Here is a 20,383-nt window from a genome sequence, read left to right on the forward strand (position 1 = left end):
AGTTTATATTATTTCTTCAAACTCAGGTTGTCCTTTAACGGCGTTGGGTAAATACTGCCAGTAACCAATCGGTATATCAAGTACACTTTTTACTCGTTGAAAATAAGCCGTTTCCCGTACTGATAAAAACGATGGTGCAACAATGATCAGTTTTTTTATTTTCAGGCCGCTATACCAACAGCCATAATCGAGTAGTTGACCGAGGGCCTCCCTAATATTTTTTCTGGCGAGCCCGGAGGTTTTTATCTCAAGTATCGTTATTTCTTTTGCGTGATGAATGAGTACTACATCGGCAATATTATCACCAAATCGGGTTTTTTCAATTGATATGTTTTTGTTGCTGCGTGCAAATTGCGGTCTTAAATACTGCTCTAATGCAGTAGAAATATCGCTGTGAATTCTTTGGATTACACGGACAGAGGGACTAGTAACCCACTGATGCCCTGTGCTGTTTCGGGCGACACCAGGATTAAAAACGAAATCATCTTCGGGCAACACACCATCTATGAGTAACTGCAGTTCATCATCGACGATATAAGGTAAAAAACGGTTATACTGATGGCCGTCAAGTGCGGGAGCTGGCAACATGACTTCAAAAAGTTCTTCACCAGTTAGGTGAAAACGAACGTTTGGCAGTAATCCGTAATTATCCAAACCATTTTCATCTGCATCAACGTCGTGTAATTCAACTTTCACATCCTCGAAGTGATGCCTGTATAAATTTTCAGCTATACGCATAATATCAGGCTTAGCTTTGATGACTTCCAGATCGTTGATTTGTCCGACTAAAAAACGCTCCTTGGTTTCCTGGTTTAAGCTGAATAACCATGCTTTTGGAACCAATATTACATCGGTTGCAAGATCACTTACGCCTCTTATGAATCCATATTGATACCCGTCGATGATGTAACGCGGGTTGAATAGCCATTCTTCGCCACCGAAACCGTATTGATTCTCAAAGGCTATGTTGGATTTTCCCTGATTGGCTTTACGCCACTTGTGCTTAATGGGAAACTGCCATCCGGTGGTATTCCAGGTTAAGCGAAACAATCGGTCAACTTCGTTGGCTGAAGTTTTCAAAACAATACGCCCATCAATCCTTTCAAATAAATTACTGTAATTGTTCACACGTGCGCTGATCTGGCTCGGGGTTGGAAACTGGTTGTCGGATGGCCGGTGCCATATACGGTTTTTTGCAATCGCAGCCGCGATCTCGGTGGTGGTAAGCGGGCTACCCGCATTGGTTAACAAGGAGGCTATTACATCTTGCAGATCGGGTTGTGACATGGTAAAAAGGTTAATGGTTCGCTAATTAACCTTTTAATTTTTATAAAACAAAAAAAGCAGGCAGGTACAGTCTATTTAATACTTTATCCGATATTGTTCCTGCTTCATAGCCCTTTCAATCCTCCGGCTTCTCTCTCGTATCTGCCATTCTAACTATCCTTGGCTCAAATTTGGTTAATACCTCTACCAACGGGTTTCTCTATTTGCCTTTATTCTATATTTACATGATGATTAAGAATAACTGCTATACGTTAATAACATATAGCAGTTACCCTTAATATATAAATAGTATGATGTTTTATATCCTTATTATTGTTGTAGCTTTCGATACAACTAGAATTAGAATCATACCATTAATCAACCTTTTATATTGATGTCAGCCAAGTTTTTTACTAACCGAGAGGAAAAAAGTTTATTCAAGAAGTTTAAAGGAGCCATAGATCATATGGCTGATATTTACGCGTTCCATGCTGTTGTTGGTTATTTTAGAGCTTCTGGATATTTCCCCATTCGCGAACATTTACACAAAGTACCGGAAGTTAAAATATTAGTTGGCATAGACGTAGATCAAATTAGTGCGGAAGCCAAGCGTAGAGGCCTATTATTTTTTGGAGATCCGGACCGTACTCGTGAAGAGTTTATTAAATTAATGCGCCAGGATATTCGTGAAGCTGAATACGCTAAAGAAGTTGAAGATGGTATCCTGCAATTCATGGAGGATGTTATTGATAAAAAGATTCATATTAAAATACATAAAACTAAAAAGCTCCACGCCAAAATCTATGTCTTTTTACCAAAAAAATTCAATGAATACAGTGGCGGAGAGGTGATTACTGGCTCATCTAACCTAACAGATGCCGGGTTAGGAATAAAGAATGAAGGCAATTACGAGTTTAATGTTGCATTAAGAGATTATGAAGAGGTTGCATTTGCCGAAATGGAATTTCAAAGGCTATGGAGCGAAGGAGAAGAGGTTTTACCAATTGACATTAATCGTACTAAAGAAGGAAGTCACATTGGGCAGTTATACAAACCTTTTGAAATTTACATTAAGTTACTTATAGAGTATTTTGGAAAAAATATTGAATATGATCCCGACTCAGTTGGAGATCTTCCCAAGAACTTTAAGAAATTAACTTATCAGATTGATGCTGTCAATCAGGGATATAGTATGTTGTTGGAACATAATGGTTTTATGCTGGCTGATGTGGTTGGTCTAGGTAAGACAATTATTGCAACGTTAGTTGCTAAACGCTTCCTTATTGCAAATGGGACAATAAATACAAAAATACTGATAGTATACCCACCTCATTTGGAACAGAATTGGAAAAGTACTTTTAGCCAATTTGGTCTTGATAAACATGTTCGCTATATAAGTAATGGGAGCTTACATAAAATAATTGAACATAAAAATGATGATTATTGGCCCAAAGAAGATTACGATTTAATATTGGTTGACGAGGCTCATAAATTCAGGAATCATAAAGCTCAAATGTTCCAACAGCTTCAGCTTATCTGTAAAACACCACGTTCTGTTGAAGGAAATGTATTAGGATTACGAAAAAAGGTGATCTTGATTTCGGCAACACCCTTAAATAACCGGCCCGAAGATATTTATTATCAACTTCAATTATTTACTGATGCCCGGAAGTCTACCTTGCCGGTTACAAACCTGCAAAGTTTTTTTGCGCCGCTAATTAGAAAATATAAGGAAGTATTATCGGCAGCAAAAGTAACAGGTAAACCGGATATTAATGAACTAAGGAAAATCTATGGGATCATTCGCGAAAAAGTATTGCAACCTATTACTGTGCGGCGCACCCGAAAAGATGTAGAGTCGTATGGAGATTACAAAAAGGACCTTGATGAACAGGGCATTAGATTTCCGGCAATAAATCCCCCAATTTCTATTGAGTATGAACTTGGCCCTGAGCTAGGGCCACTATTTGTTAGCACTATTGATTATCTTGTAGATAAAATTGCCTATTACAGATACCGGGCAATAGAATATCTTTTGCCCGAGATTCAAAAGAAGTATTATACACAAGCAGAAACAGCGTCAAAAACGCTTGCATTCATTATGATGACCCAATTGGTGAAGCGATTAGAAAGCTCTTTCGATGCTTTTAAAATATCATTGGATCGCTTCCATCTCTCCACGGTTCGTATGATAGAGATGTTTGATAAAGGAAAAATTTATGTTGCGCCTGATGCTCAAATCAATGATTTGATGAACAAGGGTTGGGATGAAGAAAGGATAGATGAATATATTCTTGAACTTTCTATAGAAAATCCTAAGAATCAAATATTTGTTCCTGAAGATTTTGATGATAAATTTTTAGTGTTGCTAAAAGAAGACTTTGTAAATATTGATGCTATATGTAAAGAATGGAAAAAAATACATATTGATCCAAAGCTGGGTGTATTTAAAAAACTATTAACTCAGGAACTTTTACGCAAAGACTATAATCCATCTGGTAAGCTGGTGATTTTTACAGAATCGAAAGACACTGCAAAATACTTATTTAAAGAATTTAGCCAATGGGGATATGAACAGCAAACACTAATGATTTCGGCCGAAAATCGCAAATCTATGCAAAGTCGAATTCTAAGTAACTTTGATGCTAATTTACCAGGCAAACAAACTGACGACATTAAATACTTAATTACAACTGAGGTATTGGCAGAAGGCATTAACCTGCATAGGGCAAATATTTTGGTTAATTATGATACACCATGGAATGCAACACGGTTAATGCAACGGATAGGTAGGGTTAATCGAATAGGTAGCACTGCTGACGTTATTTATAACTATTCGTTTTACCCAAGCCGTGAAAGTGATGCATTAATAAGTTTATACAACAACGCGTATATAAAATTACAGGGGTTCCATTCTGCTTACGGCGAAGACGCACAAGTATATACACGCGAGGAAGTATTAGAACAAGTTACTTTACACATTAAGGGCTTGCCAGAAGAAGAAGATAAACGCTTAAAATATCTTGAATTTATTCGCGATTTCAGAAACAAAAATGAAAAAGAGTTTAAGCGCATAGCGCGATTACCTCTGCGTGCACGGACCGCCCGGGATACGCAGCAAGCCGATAGAAAACACATGAAAGGCCAAACCCTGGTGTTCTTAAAGTCCGACTATAAAATGGACTTTTTTAAGGTAGGGGATAAAAAAATTGAACCATTAAGCTTTGTAGAAGCCGCAGAAATATTTGAGGCAAAACCTAATGAACTTGCCGCTGACGAGTTGGCATCTTATCATCACACACAGGTGCAAATGGCGGTGAAAAAATTCGAGGAGGATTTACTTACGCAATCTTCTGATGCTTTATCCGGCCCACAGGCGGATGCCAAAACAAACCAAGCTAAAAAGTTTATACGAGAAGAAAAAGCTAACAGTACCGACGAAAAATTTAGAAAAGCCTGCGAATTGCTTTATGCCCTACTTGAAACAGGTACATATACTAATTTAGCTACCGAAATTAATCAGGTACGTTTAAAATGCGATAAAAATCAATTATCTCCTGCAAAAGCCCATAATCTGATGATGACTTATGCGGTCAAATATGGGCATAATGCTCATGAGGATAGTGATAATGAACAGCCTGAACTGCCGTTAACTATAACCGATAAGCCCGCTATAATAATTTCAGAAACCTTTACTTTATAAATCACATGTTAAATTCAGAACAGCTTAAACCTATTTTAGAAGCCAAGTACAACCGAAACGATTGGTACAAAATACTAAGGCAAAATTTTAATGTAGATACGTTAAGAGAAAACCCAATTATAAAAGTCTCTGTGACGCAAAATGATTTTGGCGCTGTTGCTTATGAGTTAGGAACTTTTGATACCTCTAATGGCCACGTAGTTGGTATTTATGAGGTTGATGTACCTGCAGTAAAACAAATTTATCGTAATAAGGTTGGTCTGCGTAATTTACTTAGTAACGTTTACAAAACGGATGTTGATGCTGCATTGATCGTATTTACCCAAGGCGATAAATGGAGATTTAGCTATGTAAGCGAGGTAACAGCTCGTAATTCTGTAACCGGCGAACGTGAAAAATTAAAAACTGATCCGAAGCGCTATACTTATCTATTTGGGAAAGACGAGAAAGCCAAAACTGCTGCTGATCGTTTTGCTGATATACAAAAAGAAGATGTGGCTACAGGCAGGGGTATAACTTTGAAAAGTCTTCAAGACACATTCAATGTTGAAAAGATGTCGAAGGAGTTTTTTGACAAATATCGTAAGCATTACGGCGCATTTTTAACTTATTTAATTGGCGAAAATGAAGAGGGGAAGGTGACCGGTGAAGCCACACACCTGTTTAAAACCGCTTTTAATGCTGATCGTAAGAAGGCGCGCGACTTTGTAAAAAAAATGCTTGGCCGCATAGTGTTTTTGTATTTTTTAGAAAAGAAGGGCTGGCTTGGTGTGCCGGCGGACGAACCTTGGGGCAAGGGCGACCCCGATTTTTTAAGGAACCTTTTCGATAACAGTAAGGACCAGGAAGGCTTTTACTCATTGGTATTGGAGCCGTTGTTCCATAACACGCTGAATAAGATGCGAGCTGGCGACTTTTTTGCTATAGACGATACGCTTTTTAACGGCATTGAATATAGTAAATGTAAAATTCCCTTCTTAAATGGTGGCTTATTCGAACCCGAAGCATACATTACGGATTACTTGATTTTTCCGGCAGAGCTATTTAAAAATCTTTTCACCTTTTTTGATCGCTATAATTTCACGGTCCATGAAGATAGTCCGCAGGAGCACACCGTAGCAGTTGATCCAGAAATGCTAGGCCATATTTTTGAAAACCTACTGGAAGACAATAAAGACAAAGGTGCATTTTATACGCCTAAAGAGATTGTACATTACATGTGTCAAGAAAGCCTGATTGAATACTTGTGCACCAAATGCGAAGCGAAATCAGACGAAAATCTGCGTATTGGGATTGAGGGATTTATTAAAAATCAAGAACTTGGAGGTATTGCTGAATATGATGAAATCATATTGCAGGCCCTGCGCGATGTAAAGATCTGTGATCCAGCTATCGGTTCGGGAGCTTTTCCCATGGGTGTACTATTAGAGATTTTTCATTCAGTTGAAACCCTCTATTATGAGTTTGATGCAACCAAAAGAATTTGGGATTTGGAAGATGGATGGAACCCCGCTAAAGTAAAATTAAGCATTATTGAAAATAGCATCTATGGTGTTGATATTGAACCAGGTGCTGTTGATATTGCCCGTTTGCGTTTTTGGTTGAGTTTAGTTGTTGATGAGCTTAAACCACAACCGTTGCCTAATTTGGATTATAAAATTGTTGTTGGCAATAGCCTACTAAGCAAGTTCGAAGATGAAGTGATTGATATCGATTGGGAGGTAAACGCTGGGACAGAGGCTACTAAAAAATTACAATTGCAGATTCAGGAAAATCTTAGAAAGCTCTTGGCGAAACAAAAGCAATTTTTTAACTATAAGGGAGATAAGAAGAAAATACAAGCTGAAATAAGAAGTATCAAGATTGATGTTCTAATTAGCCAATTAGAATTAGATAAATACAAATACGATCACACAACTGCTAAAACGGGAAATCTATTTGGAGAAACAAAAAACGAGAAAGTCAAAACAACGGAGATAGCCCTTCAATTGGCCGGATATACCACCTCTATAAAAAAACTTGAAGCGCTAAAGCTTCAATCCGAAAAGCCGCTCAATTTCTTTGATTGGAAGTTGGACTTTCCTGAAGTGCTTAACCCTATGTTAAAAGAAAAGGGTAGTTTAACTTCGACAGGCGGTTTTAACATTGTTATAGGGAACCCGCCTTATGTAAAAGTTCAAAATTTAGATTATCAAGAAATAGATTTATATAAGCAACGGTACTTGGTTGCTTATAAAAGACTTGATATTTCAAGTTTGTTTTTTGAATTAATTGAACGACTTATTACAGTTAATGGTAATTGTTTTTATATCTCGTCGAATCAATTCCTAATGGCTGAATATGGCAGAAATTTAAGAAATTTCTTAACTACCAAGCTTTGGATAAAAAGTTGTATAGACTTTGGTGGACTACCGGTGTTTGAGAGTGCTATAACTTATGTGAGTATATTTAATTTAACAAAAAGAGAAAATGTATTACTTAATTATAATAAAGTATCACATTTACCATTTGATCAATCCGAAATTCATTATGAAAAAATTGATTATGCAAATCTAAATGCAGAAAAATGGATTATGTCATCTGGTAATAAAGAATTGTTGATCTCCAAACTCAATAACAAATTTGAAAAATTAAAGAAATATGCTAAATGTAGTTACGGAATAGTAAGCGGCGCTGATAAGGTTTTTATAATGAATGAAGATCAGATTAGAACCCATGGTATTGAGAAAGAGTGTTTATTGCCACTATTACGCGCTAATGATTGCGATAGATATTCAATTATAAAGAATCATCTGTATATTTTGTATCCTTTCGAGCTTATTGGAAAACAAACTGTTTTGCTTGGTTTGAATACTATAAGAACCAAATATCCCGCCACCTTTAAATATTTAATGTCTAACGAACATATATTAAAGAAGCGAAAAGACTCGAGAGAAACATTTGAAAATATTGAAAACTGGCATACCTTGACAAGATTTGGGCAATTAGAAGTTTTTTCTCAAAATGAAAAAATAGTGTTCCCCGGGGAGCAACGTGCAATGAAATTTGGTTTAAATATGAACAAAGCTGGATATAGCGGAGCGAGAGTATTCGGCATCACTTTAAAATTAAACAACATAGATTTAAGATATTTTTTAGCAATACTAAATTCTAAATTAATTGAATTTTTTGTGCACCATACATTTCCATTAAAACAAGGTGATTACTATTCGATGTCGTCTACCATGGTTGACAATTTACCAATGATTGTATCTCAACAGGCAAGTAAAATTGTAAAACTTGCCAAAGAGGTCATTTTAAAAAAACAAGAAAAATTAGATACAAAAATTTTAGAGGAGCAAATCAATTGTTTCGTATATAAAATTTATTCTTTAACTTTTGACGAAGTATGTATAATTGATCCCCAATTCTCATTAAATGAAACAGAATATAATAATTTGATCATTGATTAATCGAAATCAACTATTTTCAATGATGGATATTTCGTCGTCAGATAGACTATATAACTGATAAATAAGTTTATTTAAATCCCATTCTAAATCTCGGATGTCGGCTGAAATACTGGCCTTCTTTTTTAATAAAATTTCATCGACAATTGCTATAATTTGTTGGGGACTATTCGATACAATAATTGGCATCTTCTGAATTGTAGAATGCTTCAATGTGAAAGCGCCTCCTGCTGTCATTATACCGATAAAGCCAAAATAATAATTTAGTAATTTACTATTAAGGAGTGCTAACAATAGCTTAATTGGCACCGATTCAGAAGTTAAGATGTATCCATTGCTTGGTAAATAATGTTTCTGATCGTCATATGCGAAAGCCCATTTATCAGCCGTCAAGCCCCATATTATCTTCTCGTCTTTTTCGAATTCTTTATGATAAGAAGCCGCACATCTCTGTAAAACATACCACTCGTATCTGATACCCGTCTCTTCTTGATTTCGGTTTGAAAGCTCTTCTCGATAATGTGATAAATGGCGGAATAAGACAGGGTACTCTGTTTTTAAACCTTGTTCTGCATCGCTTGAATTTCCTGTTATAGAAGTATCATCATTAAGTGGAAAATGCCATGGAATAAATAAAAGATTTTCATCACTTTTATTATAATGCCATTTTCTAATATTTCGGCCTTGCAATAGCGGCTTAATTAAATTCTTATTCTTTTCATCCTTTTGAATTAATTCACTTTTCTTCTGACCGTCAATAATAAATGCGGGGTTGAACCCTGTTGTCACACCCCTGTAAATGGAAACTCCTTCTATATCAATTATGGGGATTGCGAGCGACTCTATCTTTGCTTTAATAGATAGGCTTAGATCATCTGCAAATGACCATTCGTTACTATCCAAGACAGATTGATTATATAATTTCGGTTGTTTAATGTTATTTGTAAATTCCTTAATAAAGTCTTTGTTCTTAAGTTTATAAAATTTGGAATAAGCAAACTTATTAGCTATTGAAGGTTGCTTATTTTTTAAAACAAGTATAACGCTAGAAACTAAAACGCCTTCAAACACCTCAACTTGTTCAAAATTCAGTAAATGCCGGATCTCCACGTCAAGTATCAAGGAACGTACCGGTTTACCATAGCCTGTGGTAAAAAATTTGTTTGTATTTATATAACAAATATGTCCTGACTTGCTACATAGGTCAATTCCTTTCTCAAAGAAATAACTGCTTATATCAGCGGTCCCTGAATAAACTTTATAATGCTTTAAATAGGTAGATACGTTTTTTAACTTTTTTGCTTCTACATAAGGCGGGTTCCCTATAACAATGTTAAAACCGCCTGTCGAAGTTAAACTACCTAATAAATATGGAAAGAAATGTCTATTTAAACTATGATTGTGTTATATATAAACTGCTGAATTTAAATACAGATTTAGTATTAAATTAACCAATTCACTTTAAATAACATTGTATTATGATTTATGGCTATATCCGAGTAAGTACGGACAAACAAACAATTGAAAACCAGCGCTATGAGGTGACAAAATTCTGTCAAAAAGAACTTTTGGTCGTAGACGAGTGGATAGGAGAAACAATTTCTGGCACAACAAACGTCCAGGAGAGGAAATTAGGGCGGCTGCTTAGAAAAATGAAAAAAGGCGATATCCTAATTTGCTCCGAATTATCTCGACTTGGCCGCAACCTTTTAATGATAATGAGCATACTTAATGAATGTATGAATAAGGATATTCAAGTGTGGACTATTAAAGATAACTATAGATTAGGAAGTGACATTAATTCTAAAGTCCTGGCATTTGCATTTGGTCTTTCTGCGGAAATAGAGCGAAACCTTATCTCACAACGAACAAAGGAAGCCTTAGCACGAAAGAAAGCCGAAGGTGTAGTTTTAGGCCGCCCTATTGGCAGCAAATCCGCTACCACCAAACTTACCGGTCAGGAAAAAAAGATAAAAGGATTATTAGACAAAAACATTTCGCATAGTGCCATCGGACGCATTTTGGGAGTTCACAGAATAACGGTATCTTCATTCGTTAAAGAATCTAAGCAATTATCACACAATGAGTCGGTACGAACTTAAAACGCAATTTTTAGAGACATGGCCACTAAGCCGCCTTCAAAATCTGCAATTAAATGAATATACTAATCTTGACAGATCAACTTCATTTTGTTACTGGCTTGAAAAAAGAACCGAAGAATTAGGTAGCATTTGGGGTGGCTCATCTTATAAGTTTGGCATATATCGAAAAAGCAGTCTAGAGACAGATAACCGTACCAATTATAAAACAGACGGTACTTATGCATGGCATTCCAAATATGGAAATGAGGCTTATAGTGCATTTCTTGAAATTAAAAAGTTAATCGTTGCAATAGCAACAGATGCTCTACAAAACCACTTAGAACCTATAGACGAAATGGATCTGGGTTACGCTTATAAGTGGAAGATTGCCTTTTTATATAGTAATTATCAAGTCATTAACATCTTTAAGCCGGAAGCTTTATTAATAGCTGCTCGGGCCAAAGGAATGCCGGCCGGTAACGCCCCTATTTCAGTAGCCCATAAATATCTAGTGGACAACAAGCCGGTCAATCAAGATTATTTTGAATACACTGATGACTTATGGGCTTTGACTGGCGATAAACCAGAGCCTCCAACTGAAACAAGTAAAACACAAAGCGTAATGTCATTAAACACGATTCTATATGGGCCACCTGGTACGGGTAAAACATATCACACCATTAATAGGGCTATTGCTATCACAAATCCCGATTTTGTGTTTACTGATAAAACCAGAAAAGAAATTAAAGATGAATATCAGCGATTATATGCAGATGGCCAGATAGCTTTTACAACTTTTCATCAAAGTTTGGGATATGAAGATTTTATTGAGGGCATTAAACCAATATTAGTGGAACCTGCAGATGAATTAGAAGTTCTTAATAAAACAATAAATTATAAAATTGAACCTGGGATATTTTTTGAGATTTGCAAAAAAGCGCGTTACAAACCCGATGTGCAAATTAAACGTTTCCAGATTAGCAAAGAGGAATTTAATAAAACAGCCTTCTTTAAAATATCGTTAGGAAATACACTTTTATCGGAGGACGATGAGATATATGATTATTGTATAAAAAATAACTGCATAGCTTTAGGTTGGGGAGGTAATACCGATTACAGTAACCTAAATGAAGCAGAAACAAAGAAGAAAGCGATAGCGATTGAAAAAAGCGGCTATGCGATAACGGCTATCAATCATTTTATCAACTATTTAAAAAAAGGCAATTACGTTTTAGTATCTAACGGAAATAATAGCTGTAGAGCGATAGGAAAAGTAACTGGCGATTATTACTTCAAGGAAACTGATGAAATTGACTATTACCAATTTAGGAAAGTAGAATGGTTAGTAAAAGACGTAGATATTCCCGTATCAGAAATCTATCATAAGTCATTCTCTCAGCAAAGCATATATAAACTAGATAATCAAAATATTAAACTCGATTTTTTCGTAAAGAGTGCAGAAGAAATAAAGAAAGAAGCGTCGGTTAAACCTAAGAATTATGTATTAATTATAGATGAAATTAACCGTGGTAATGTATCGCAAATTTTTGGTGAACTCATTACCTTAATTGAAGATGATAAACGTGAAGGTTGTGCAGAAGCCCTAGAAGTGATGCTTCCCTACTCAAAGAAGAGCTTCTCTGTTCCTCCTAACCTCTATATTATTGGCACTATGAATACAGCAGATAGAAGCGTTGAGGCGTTGGATACTGCCTTACGCAGACGTTTTAGCTTTATAGAGATGCTGCCGCAGGAAGATAACCCAGACATAAAGGACATTAAAGACATCAACTTAAAAGATGTTTTAAAAAGCATTAATAGACGCTTGGAGACATTATTATCCCGGGATCATATGATAGGTCATTCATTTTTTTTGAATATCAATGATAGTGATAAACTTCATAATGCTTTCTACAACAAAATTATCCCTCAATTACAAGAATACTTTTTTGGAGACTACGGCAAAATTGGATTGATTTTGGGTAAAGGCTTTATCACCTCGGTTACCGATGTTCCCAAATTTGCAGATTTTGAATACGATGACAAAGATATTTTACTGGAAAAAAAAGTTTACAGAATCAACAACTTTATAGGTGTAGATCAGCAAATGGACGAAGATAGATTTTTATCAGCTGTCAAAGCAATCGTAAACTAACTTATGAAAACGCTCAAAGTCTTTGAACACCAAACGATAACTATAGGCCAACCTCTAATTTTTTATAAAGGGCAAAAACCAGAACACGAGCCATTAGACAAGAAGTATGTTGACGCATTATGGAAACTGTATGATTCAAAGAAGAGGCCATTTTTTAAACCGACGCGTAATGGCGTTTGCTTTAATGAATACGTTGGTGTTGTAAAAGTATTAAATCTTACTATCGAAATTTTGCCGAAAGCTGATAATCGCCGAGCGAATTTTGATGATCTTCGAGCAATACAGCAAGAGGAAAATAAATGGCAAAGCATATTAATTGATATGTTGAAAGTATGCTATTTAATAAATACGCCGTCCATATCAGATGCACATCTAAAAACCCATAGTAATAGCATACTTGATCTTTATATTGAACGATTTATCATTGAAGTAAATACCTTGATAAGGCAAGGGCTAATTAAAAGGTACCGAAAAGTCGAGGGCAATTGTAATAACCTTAAAGGAAAACTTCTTATTGGAAAGCATATTCAAAAAAACTTGGTTCACCAGGAACGCTTTTATGTAGCCCAAATACAGTTTGATAAAAATCATTTATTACATAAAATCCTTGCTAAAGCTATAGATATATTACCAAGCTTATGTAGTAGCAGGGTGTTATTATCTGAATGCTATAGCTTAAAACTAAATTTTCCGGAACTTGAAGATATCATAATAACAGAAAGCTTGTTTGACAAAATAGTATTTGACCGCAAGTCAAACGCTTATCAAATTGCAATTCAAATAGCAAAAATGCTGTTGTTAAACTATCGCCCTGACCTTACATCTGGTACAAATAATTCTATCGCCATTCTTTTCAATATGAATCAGTTATGGGAAGAATACATATACAGAATACTACAAAAAAGTAAGCCGGATAGCGTAAAAATGATCTATAACCAAAAATCTACTTGCTTTTGGGAGGTGAATGGATCTCGTCGATATTTGAAACCTGATATCGTTATTGAATCAATGAATTCCGAAAAAATAGTGATAGATACAAAATGGAAAAATATTAATAACGATCCGTCTAAAATAAGTATGGACGATTTGAGGCAAATGTATGCCTATCATCATTTCTTTGAAGCTAAACAATGTTTTTTACTTTATCCTGGAAGTACAGAACCTGTTAAAAATGGTGTTTTTTATAATAAATATTTCTTTGGAACAGAAGAGCCTGCATCAAAACATTGTGGCTTAATTATTTCCAAAGCATGGAATGAAAGTATGACAAATGGTAAAACATTTTTAAATACCTCCTTAGCTATTGAGGTGTATCAATCATTAGGTTTATTAAATATATAAGAACAATTTAAACTATCTCAATCTTCGCATTGAAATCGACGTACATTTAAATCATTATTTTAAGGGTAATAATTCAATAAGGTTTTTAAAAAAGCATTAGCCTGTTCAAAGTTATCTACCTGCCCTTCGATAAAGCGCATGTCCTTTTCGCCGTGAAACAGGTTATTGCGCAGGCGGTAAACAATGATTGTTAGCGCTAAAACAATATCGGCTATCGAGCTGGCCGGATCCTCCAGTACTTGTCTAACATATGCCCGGCGGTCATTCGGCCGGAAGTTTAAATGATCGAAACGGTTCAGCGCTACCGCATCGCCAGTATAACGGTTGCGGAAGTAGTCGTAGCAGGCCTGGAACTCGGCTTGCTGGAATTGGTTTTGGTTCAAAGACACTTCGGCTGTATTAATAGTGAATCGCATACCGCAAACTATGCGCTCAAATATGTTCCAAATTAGCGAAAAGTCCTTAATGCTTTCTAATCCGTTTGGGTCGAGGTTGATATTTAACTTTTGGTTGATCCAATTAATCATAGGGTCGGTGTTTATGGTAACCGGACGATGCTTTTACCGCTATCCGGCATGCTCAAATATACTATTTTCCCCAGCTATTGATTTTTGAAATCCTGTAGCTCATCCTCCCGGCTTTTCTGTTCTTTATCGGCAAAAAGTATGTTCTCTTTGGTATAGATCACGGCATCTTTAGGATCCATTTCAACCCAGTATTTGGACAGGTCAAGCACATAACTGGAGATTTTGGCTGGCGAACGTTTACCGCCGAAACTCAGATCCAAGTAAAGCATGTTCTTGGTCATTCGCAGCGTTTGATCGTTAAATGCCACGCGTTCAAGAAAACTTTTCGGCGTTCCAAAATGCAGGACATCCACAGCGTTCTCGTGAACAACCTGGAAGCCGCCCGCCGCATAAGCCGGATTTCTGGTCTGGATCATGTTTAAACTATTAGATAGATAGCCGCCGCTAATGGTCAGTTTATAAGAAATATTTTCCTCGTTTTGAAAAGGTGAGAAATTGAACAACCCGATCGTCATTGCCATTTCCGTGCTTCTTTTGTCTTTAGACGATTCCTGCAGGCTATGGAACGCGATCACGCCGGCGATATCAGGATAGGTGACCTGCTTCATCAGCGCATCGACAAGGTAATGCGGCGCCGGGTGGCTTTGCCCGTCAAGCCGGATATAATAACTATGCCCGAACATGTGTGGCTTGGTCCGACTTTCCTGGACCTCGAAGATGTACAGACAATTTTCACCGTCGCGGAGAATCTGTACCTGCAAGCCTGCCGGCAGCGGGCTGATCAATGAATTGATACGGTTGATCACCGTGTCTTTGGGTACGTACTCCCGCAGCGGGCATAGGTCGCCGCTGAATTCATCGGCACTGCCGCCTGCTTGTTTGCTCGCAGTGGGGGCACCCCAGACCAGGATACCGCCATTGGCGTTGAGGAAACTGGAGATGCCGCGCGCAACCTTGCCCAAACCGGCGTCGAAATTAGACCGGGGCGGCGAAGATTTGAACTCAAGGGTCGCGGATTCTGCCCTCGGGATTTGGAAATAAGCAATGATATCTGCATAGCTCAGGTTGCCGATCGGCTTGCCAAAATGTAATGAAGCGTGGTCCATAGCAAAAGTTCAGGGTGAATAGGCCGGTAAATTTCAGCATATATAATATATATCAGAAATAATATATTTGTAAAACACCTAAACGCTGTTTTTCAGTCCGATATGGCCAAGAACCCGCACATCCAATTAGATACCTCCAAACAATTTGATAAACCGGTCAAGCTGCAGTTCAACTACGGCAAGCCCGATGATGATGACGACGACCGGGAACAGGGCAGCGACTACCGCCGTATGGCTTTGCGTTTCCGGAACAACCTGAACCAGCTGATCGTGGACCAGCAGACGAAAGCCGATCTACGGAACCCGGAGCTGAATGTGCCGGACCACATCGACCATATCCGGATCGAGTTCCATGGCCAGTTCAACGTCAGCAAATTCTTTCAGTCCTGGTATAATGAGTTCGGGCTGGAGGCAACCAATTTCTTTGACTATAACCACCAGGGCCTTTTTGCCGTGGTCAACCGCGCGAAGTTCAAGGATTTCGTCGCGAACATCGAGCGCTTCATAGAAAAGGAAACCGGCTTGAACGAGGATGCCCAGTATTCCGCCAAGGTTTTATATATCAAGTCGTTCCAGCTGCTTTCCGGTGCGCAGATCATCCGCTATGCCCAGCCGCAGGAACTGATGAACTTCAAGCTGATCGATTTCCCTCTCAACAACCGGGCTTCGGAGTCGATCTTCAAAGCACTGGAAACCTATTTGAATAACGCCCGGCTCACCTATACCTACCAGCAGGAAAGCAATCAGCTGGAGATCCGGGGGCTTTCCGGCGGGCAGATCACCGAGATCATCCAGAATTTCGACATCGTAGCCAGCGTGACCTCGGCACTGGCGACGGTCGTCCGTCCCGGCCACCTGAACCAGCCGCAGAGAGGTTATGGCTTTCAGATCGTCAACGGTAACGATCAGGACCTGCCGCTGATCGGCGTGCTGGATACCGGCATCAGCGCGCTGACCCCGCTGAAAGATATCCTGGTGGTGGAGCCGGCGCTTAACCTGACCGGCACCCCGGTCAATGAGGACAACAGTTCCGGCGGCAGCGGCCACGGAACTGCCGTGGCGGCTTTGGCAGCATTGGGGAAAAAGCCTTATGCACAGGGCTACCGGGGAGATATCACAGCCGACGCGCGCGTGCTTCCGATCAAGATCCTGGACAGTAATTCGGGTTTTATCGCGCAATCGCAGGTACTGCAACTGCTGAAGGACGCCAAGGCAAAATACCCGGACCTGAAGATATTCGTGCTGACGATCTGTTACCAGCAGCCGAAACTGCTGAACGAGCTCCATTCCACCTACGCGGCGGAGATCGACCGCTTTGCGCATGAACATGACTGCCTGGTCGTGATCTGTACCGCGAATAATGAACTGGCGGAGAACCAAAAGGCGTATTCGCTGGGTTATTTCAGCCAGCCGGAAACGCATTTGTGCGCGCCGGCCGATTCCATGAGCGGCCTCATCGTCGGTGCCGCGGCGGGCAGTCTCCGCGGCGGACCGTTTGCCGGCATTGCCAGCAGCCGCGAATTTCCGGCGCTATATACCCGCCGCAGCCATATCGACCTGACGCCTTTCTTTTCCAGCAAAAAACTAAATAAACACTATTTCCGCCCCGATGTGCTGGAGGTTGGCGGGGATTATGAACTGCACAGCAGCGGCACTTTCTTCGGCCAGGGTTCCAAAGCCTCGATGGAAGTGCTTTCTGCGGATCCGGCCGAAAGTTTCTGTGAAGGGATCGGTACCAGCTATGCGGCACCGCTGGCGGCCAACACTGCGGCGCGTATCCAGGCGGCCTACCCGGGCATCGGCGCCCAGTCGATCAAAGCGCTGATGGTCAATGCGGCTTCCCTCGATCTGATCCGCTTCGCCAAACCGCACGACAAATTGCTGAACAAGGTTTGCGGACACGGCCTGGTGAATGAGGAGGCGAGTGTGCTGTCGGATGATAACAGCATCACCTTTTTGATCGAGGACAGCGTGGAGCCCGAAAAACTGGCGGTCTTCCCGATCCACTTCCCGCGATACCTGACCAGCGGTATCCTCAAAAAGAAAACCGGTTTGCTGCGCGTGACGGCAACGCTGAGTTTCAGCTTCGCGCCGGTGATCAACAGCCAAATGGCCTATTGCCCGGTACACATGGCTTTCTGCTTTTTTAAGAACCAGTCGCCGGCAGATATCCTCAAAAAAGAGGAAGATGTCTATTCCCTGCTGAAAACTTCGCTGCGCTGGTCGCAGAGCGGCCGTTATGTCAATAAGCCGATCCCCAATATGAACACCCAGAAGGTTAGCTTCAGCGTAGGCTTCGACGATCTGGTCAACGAGGACCATACGTTCAAGATCGGGGTGAACTGCCGCCTGAGCAAACAGCTTTTCCCGGGCGCGGAAGGCGCTTACCAGCATGCCCATCCTTTTTCGCTGGCGATCAGGATCGAAGAAAAAATGCCGGCAGGTAAAAATACGGGCCGCCTGTACAATGAAATGCTGCTGGTCAACCAAATCATCAACATCGCCCGCGCGGACGGCATTGCAGAAGCGGACGCGGAATAATGGATTATTTGAGGGCTTTAAGCTCCTGCGTGATCAGCTCGCGCCACAGCGCCGTCTTTACGACAGCCGCCATCGGCGTGGCTTCCCCGGTCGTTTCCAGGAGGCTGCGCTTGATCGCGGTGATCAGCGTCTTTTGGATACTGTAGTACGAAAGGCCTTTGGCGGCCTTGATCAGGGCGGTAAGGGAGCGCGGCGTGTCGAGCACGAAATTCCCCTTTTTCAGGACCAGATCGATCAGTTCACGTACCTGTTTTGCACTGGGAAGATCTAGGCCGAGATGCAGGTCGAAACGGCGCATCAAGGCCTCGTCGAGCATATCTTTTTGATTGGTCGCGGCAATGACCAGGCAGGTTTGGGGCAGGTAATCGAATAGCTGCAGGATGGTATTCACCACGCGTTTCATTTCACCGTGGTCCTGGCTGTAATCCCTGACCTTACCCAAAGAATCGAACTCATCAATAAATATGATACAGTCCTCAATGGCTGCCCGGCGGAAGATACGGGAAAGGTTCTTGCTGGTCTCGCCTAATTTGGACGATACGATAGCACCAAGATTGACCACGACCATCGTTTTTTTCAGTTCGCCGGCGATAACGTAGGAGGCCAGTGTCTTGCCACAGCCTGACGGACCGTACAGCAACACTTTATTGGCTACCGGAAGATCATATTTCTGCAGCAGTGAGAGGGATGAATGCTCCCTAATGAACATTTTCAGTTCATGATTGACGTCAGGTGCGGCGATGAGGTTCTCCAGCGTATAGTCCGAGGTCAGCTTTTCCAGGATCAGTTCGCTATAATCGCGGTCGTCTTGGCGGTTATAATAAGCTTCCGAAGCATGGTGAACAAGCGTATTCGCCTTTTGCCCTTTGACCGATTCTTTAACGATCGACTGGAGCTGCAGCGCGAAATTGACCTTTTTGGTATGCTTGGAATGCTCGATCAAGTCGTTCAGAGCGGACATAAGCTTCTCCTGATCGTTTTCCAATCCGAATTTCGCAATATCCTTTATGTACTCAGCCTGACTCATTTTATTAGCAATTGGCGGCAAATATATCCTTTAAACAACGATTTTACATTGGTTATCAAAAATATGACCAAGAAAAATCCGCGCACCGGCATTTAGTACGAATTTAACAGGTAATAGGTTATCGAGTTGAAACTAATGAAAATCAGCGGGAAATGCAAGTTTCAAATTGTGAAAATTTACTGTACGGCACTTGTTGTGTATAGCGGAATCTATGATAAAAATAATCTAAATTGCCTTCCTTCGATAATTCGACCAGGCATTCACCTGTCCAATCAATATAGTAGACTTCAATTTCGGATAATGTAATTCTACATACTCTTTAAAAGACCTAACCGTTTCAATATTATCCCATTCCATCACAGTGAGACAGAGCAAAGGTGAACGCTTATTGTGCATTACAAAACCATATAATTGCAAATATGGGGGGGCTTTTTGAAACGCTTGCTCAATGAGTTCGGTATATAAAGACTTTTTAAGTGTGTTTTTGAATTCCATCATGAGATCATAAGTGACGAGGTGCAACGTGCCCCACTTTATTAATTCCGCCATGTGCGGTAATTCCTTGTCATCGAAGAACAAATACAGATAAGTAATAAAGTCGAATTCTGTAGCATCACAAAGATCTGTACTAAAGTGCGTGTAAAGTTTTTTAAACGCTTCCAATGAAAATCCATCTTGAAGCTTGTCTATTACAAATCGGATAACCTCGTTTTCCTTCTCAATTATTTGCTCCAGGTCTGGACTTTTGATCTTGCCATCCGGCAGATGCATAGCATACCTTGCTTTAGAGAACAACTCAAAATAATAGCTTTTAAAAAAAATAGTCTTTCGCTCATAAGTTACCTGTACGTATAAGGGGTGGATTAGCTGTCCGTGGAAGCCAACCTGCTTCAAACGGTCATTCAGGTAGGTTTTGTAACTGATTTTATTCACTTTTTTTGAAAATATTTTTTGATACGATTTGGCTGCTTTTGATGTTTGCTTCTTTTATTAAACCTCAATAGTTATTCAGATTTAACCAAAAACGATCAATCCTAATTAAGCTTTTGCTGATTGAATATGTCAAAATTACTCATTTGTTTTGATAAATTTAATTTTGTCAAAACAATATTTTACATTTGTTTTAAATGAAAAACATTGCAGTTAAGTCAACTGCAGATTAAAATGCACCATTCCCTAGGTCAGCG

The 20,383-nt window shown here is 39.5% G+C and carries 12 protein-coding genes and 1 pseudogene; 6 read left to right on the top strand and 7 right to left on the bottom strand.

What is annotated here, in order from left to right:
* Positions 1 to 3: 3 nt before the first annotated feature.
* Positions 4 to 1,287, bottom strand: coding sequence for a hypothetical protein (locus BLP33_RS17040; protein WP_090531158.1), 1,284 nt, complete (start codon positions 1,285 to 1,287; stop codon positions 4 to 6).
* Positions 1,288 to 1,660: 373 nt separating this feature from the next.
* Between BLP33_RS17040 and BLP33_RS17045 the strand changes: the two genes are divergently transcribed.
* Both BLP33_RS17045 and BLP33_RS17050 read left to right on the top strand, forming a co-directional pair.
* Entirely contained in the window at positions 1,661 to 4,969 is a 3,309-nt protein-coding gene (locus BLP33_RS17045; RefSeq protein ID WP_090531161.1) for a helicase-related protein, read from the top strand.
* Between the two features lie 5 nt (positions 4,970 to 4,974).
* Positions 4,975 to 8,421, top strand: a complete 3,447-nt coding sequence (locus BLP33_RS17050; RefSeq protein ID WP_090531164.1) for an Eco57I restriction-modification methylase domain-containing protein — start codon at positions 4,975 to 4,977, stop codon at positions 8,419 to 8,421.
* 6 nt (positions 8,422 to 8,427) lie between these two features.
* Here BLP33_RS17050 and BLP33_RS17055 read toward each other — a convergent pair whose 3' ends face one another.
* The gene (locus tag BLP33_RS17055; protein ID WP_371328326.1) at positions 8,428 to 9,489 is read right to left on the bottom strand and encodes a TaqI-like C-terminal specificity domain-containing protein; all 1,062 of its coding nucleotides are present in this window, start codon (positions 9,487 to 9,489) and stop codon (positions 8,428 to 8,430) included.
* 6 nt (positions 9,490 to 9,495) lie between these two features.
* Positions 9,496 to 9,759: pseudogene (locus BLP33_RS27875) on the bottom strand (Eco57I restriction-modification methylase domain-containing protein); the annotation flags it as partial.
* Positions 9,760 to 9,896: 137 nt separating this feature from the next.
* Between BLP33_RS27875 and BLP33_RS17060 the strand changes: the two are divergent.
* From BLP33_RS17060 to BLP33_RS17070, 3 genes are read left to right on the top strand one after another with little or no spacing between them, the layout of a single operon-like run.
* Positions 9,897 to 10,520 (top strand): master DNA invertase Mpi family serine-type recombinase, encoded by a 624-nt coding sequence (locus BLP33_RS17060; RefSeq protein ID WP_090531170.1) that lies wholly within the window; start codon positions 9,897 to 9,899, stop codon positions 10,518 to 10,520.
* Positions 10,501 to 12,654, top strand: a complete 2,154-nt coding sequence (locus BLP33_RS17065) for an AAA family ATPase (RefSeq protein ID WP_090531173.1) — start codon at positions 10,501 to 10,503, stop codon at positions 12,652 to 12,654. Before BLP33_RS17060 ends, BLP33_RS17065 begins: the two co-directional genes overlap by 20 nt.
* 3 nt (positions 12,655 to 12,657) lie before the next feature.
* Entirely contained in the window at positions 12,658 to 13,995 is a 1,338-nt protein-coding gene (locus BLP33_RS17070) for an McrC family protein (RefSeq protein ID WP_090531176.1), read from the top strand.
* 59 nt (positions 13,996 to 14,054) lie between these two features.
* On the opposite strand, the gene BLP33_RS17075 is transcribed toward BLP33_RS17070, so the two are convergent.
* Both BLP33_RS17075 and BLP33_RS17080 read right to left on the bottom strand, forming a co-directional pair.
* The gene (locus BLP33_RS17075; protein ID WP_090531179.1) at positions 14,055 to 14,522 is read right to left on the bottom strand and encodes a hypothetical protein; all 468 of its coding nucleotides are present in this window, start codon (positions 14,520 to 14,522) and stop codon (positions 14,055 to 14,057) included.
* 74 nt (positions 14,523 to 14,596) lie between these two features.
* Positions 14,597 to 15,628, bottom strand: coding sequence for an AlbA family DNA-binding domain-containing protein (locus BLP33_RS17080; protein ID WP_090531182.1), 1,032 nt, complete (start codon positions 15,626 to 15,628; stop codon positions 14,597 to 14,599).
* 102 nt (positions 15,629 to 15,730) lie between these two features.
* On the opposite strand from BLP33_RS17080, the gene BLP33_RS17085 reads away from it, so the two are divergent.
* A complete protein-coding gene (locus BLP33_RS17085) occupies positions 15,731 to 18,169 on the top strand; it encodes a S8 family serine peptidase (RefSeq protein ID WP_090531185.1) in 2,439 nt (812 codons plus the stop codon).
* Between the two features lie 4 nt (positions 18,170 to 18,173).
* On the opposite strand, the gene BLP33_RS17090 is transcribed toward BLP33_RS17085, so the two are convergent.
* Positions 18,174 to 19,196 carry an AAA family ATPase gene (locus BLP33_RS17090; RefSeq protein WP_090531188.1) on the bottom strand — a complete coding sequence of 341 codons (1,023 nt, stop codon included), beginning with the start codon at positions 19,194 to 19,196 and terminating at the stop codon, positions 18,174 to 18,176.
* A 225-nt stretch (positions 19,197 to 19,421) separates the two neighbouring features.
* Positions 19,422 to 20,129 (bottom strand): hypothetical protein, encoded by a 708-nt coding sequence (locus tag BLP33_RS17095; RefSeq protein WP_090531191.1) that lies wholly within the window; start codon positions 20,127 to 20,129, stop codon positions 19,422 to 19,424.
* Positions 20,130 to 20,383 lie beyond the last annotated feature (254 nt).

Source organism: Mucilaginibacter sp. NFR10, assembly GCF_900100445.1.
GTDB lineage: Bacteria > Bacteroidota > Bacteroidia > Sphingobacteriales > Sphingobacteriaceae > Mucilaginibacter > Mucilaginibacter rubeus.

Coding starts and splice junctions, on each gene's coding strand:
- BLP33_RS17040 (WP_090531158.1), bottom strand. CDS start 1,287: ATGTCACAACCCGATCTGCAAGATGTAATAGCCTCCTTGTTAACCAAT.
- BLP33_RS17045 (WP_090531161.1), top strand. CDS start 1,661: ATGTCAGCCAAGTTTTTTACTAACCGAGAGGAAAAAAGTTTATTCAAG.
- BLP33_RS17050 (WP_090531164.1), top strand. CDS start 4,975: ATGTTAAATTCAGAACAGCTTAAACCTATTTTAGAAGCCAAGTACAAC.
- BLP33_RS17060 (WP_090531170.1), top strand. CDS start 9,897: ATGATTTATGGCTATATCCGAGTAAGTACGGACAAACAAACAATTGAA.
- BLP33_RS17065 (WP_090531173.1), top strand. CDS start 10,501: ATGAGTCGGTACGAACTTAAAACGCAATTTTTAGAGACATGGCCACTA.
- BLP33_RS17070 (WP_090531176.1), top strand. CDS start 12,658: ATGAAAACGCTCAAAGTCTTTGAACACCAAACGATAACTATAGGCCAA.
- BLP33_RS17075 (WP_090531179.1), bottom strand. CDS start 14,522: ATGATTAATTGGATCAACCAAAAGTTAAATATCAACCTCGACCCAAAC.
- BLP33_RS17080 (WP_090531182.1), bottom strand. CDS start 15,628: ATGGACCACGCTTCATTACATTTTGGCAAGCCGATCGGCAACCTGAGC.
- BLP33_RS17085 (WP_090531185.1), top strand. CDS start 15,731: ATGGCCAAGAACCCGCACATCCAATTAGATACCTCCAAACAATTTGAT.
- BLP33_RS17090 (WP_090531188.1), bottom strand. CDS start 19,196: ATGAGTCAGGCTGAGTACATAAAGGATATTGCGAAATTCGGATTGGAA.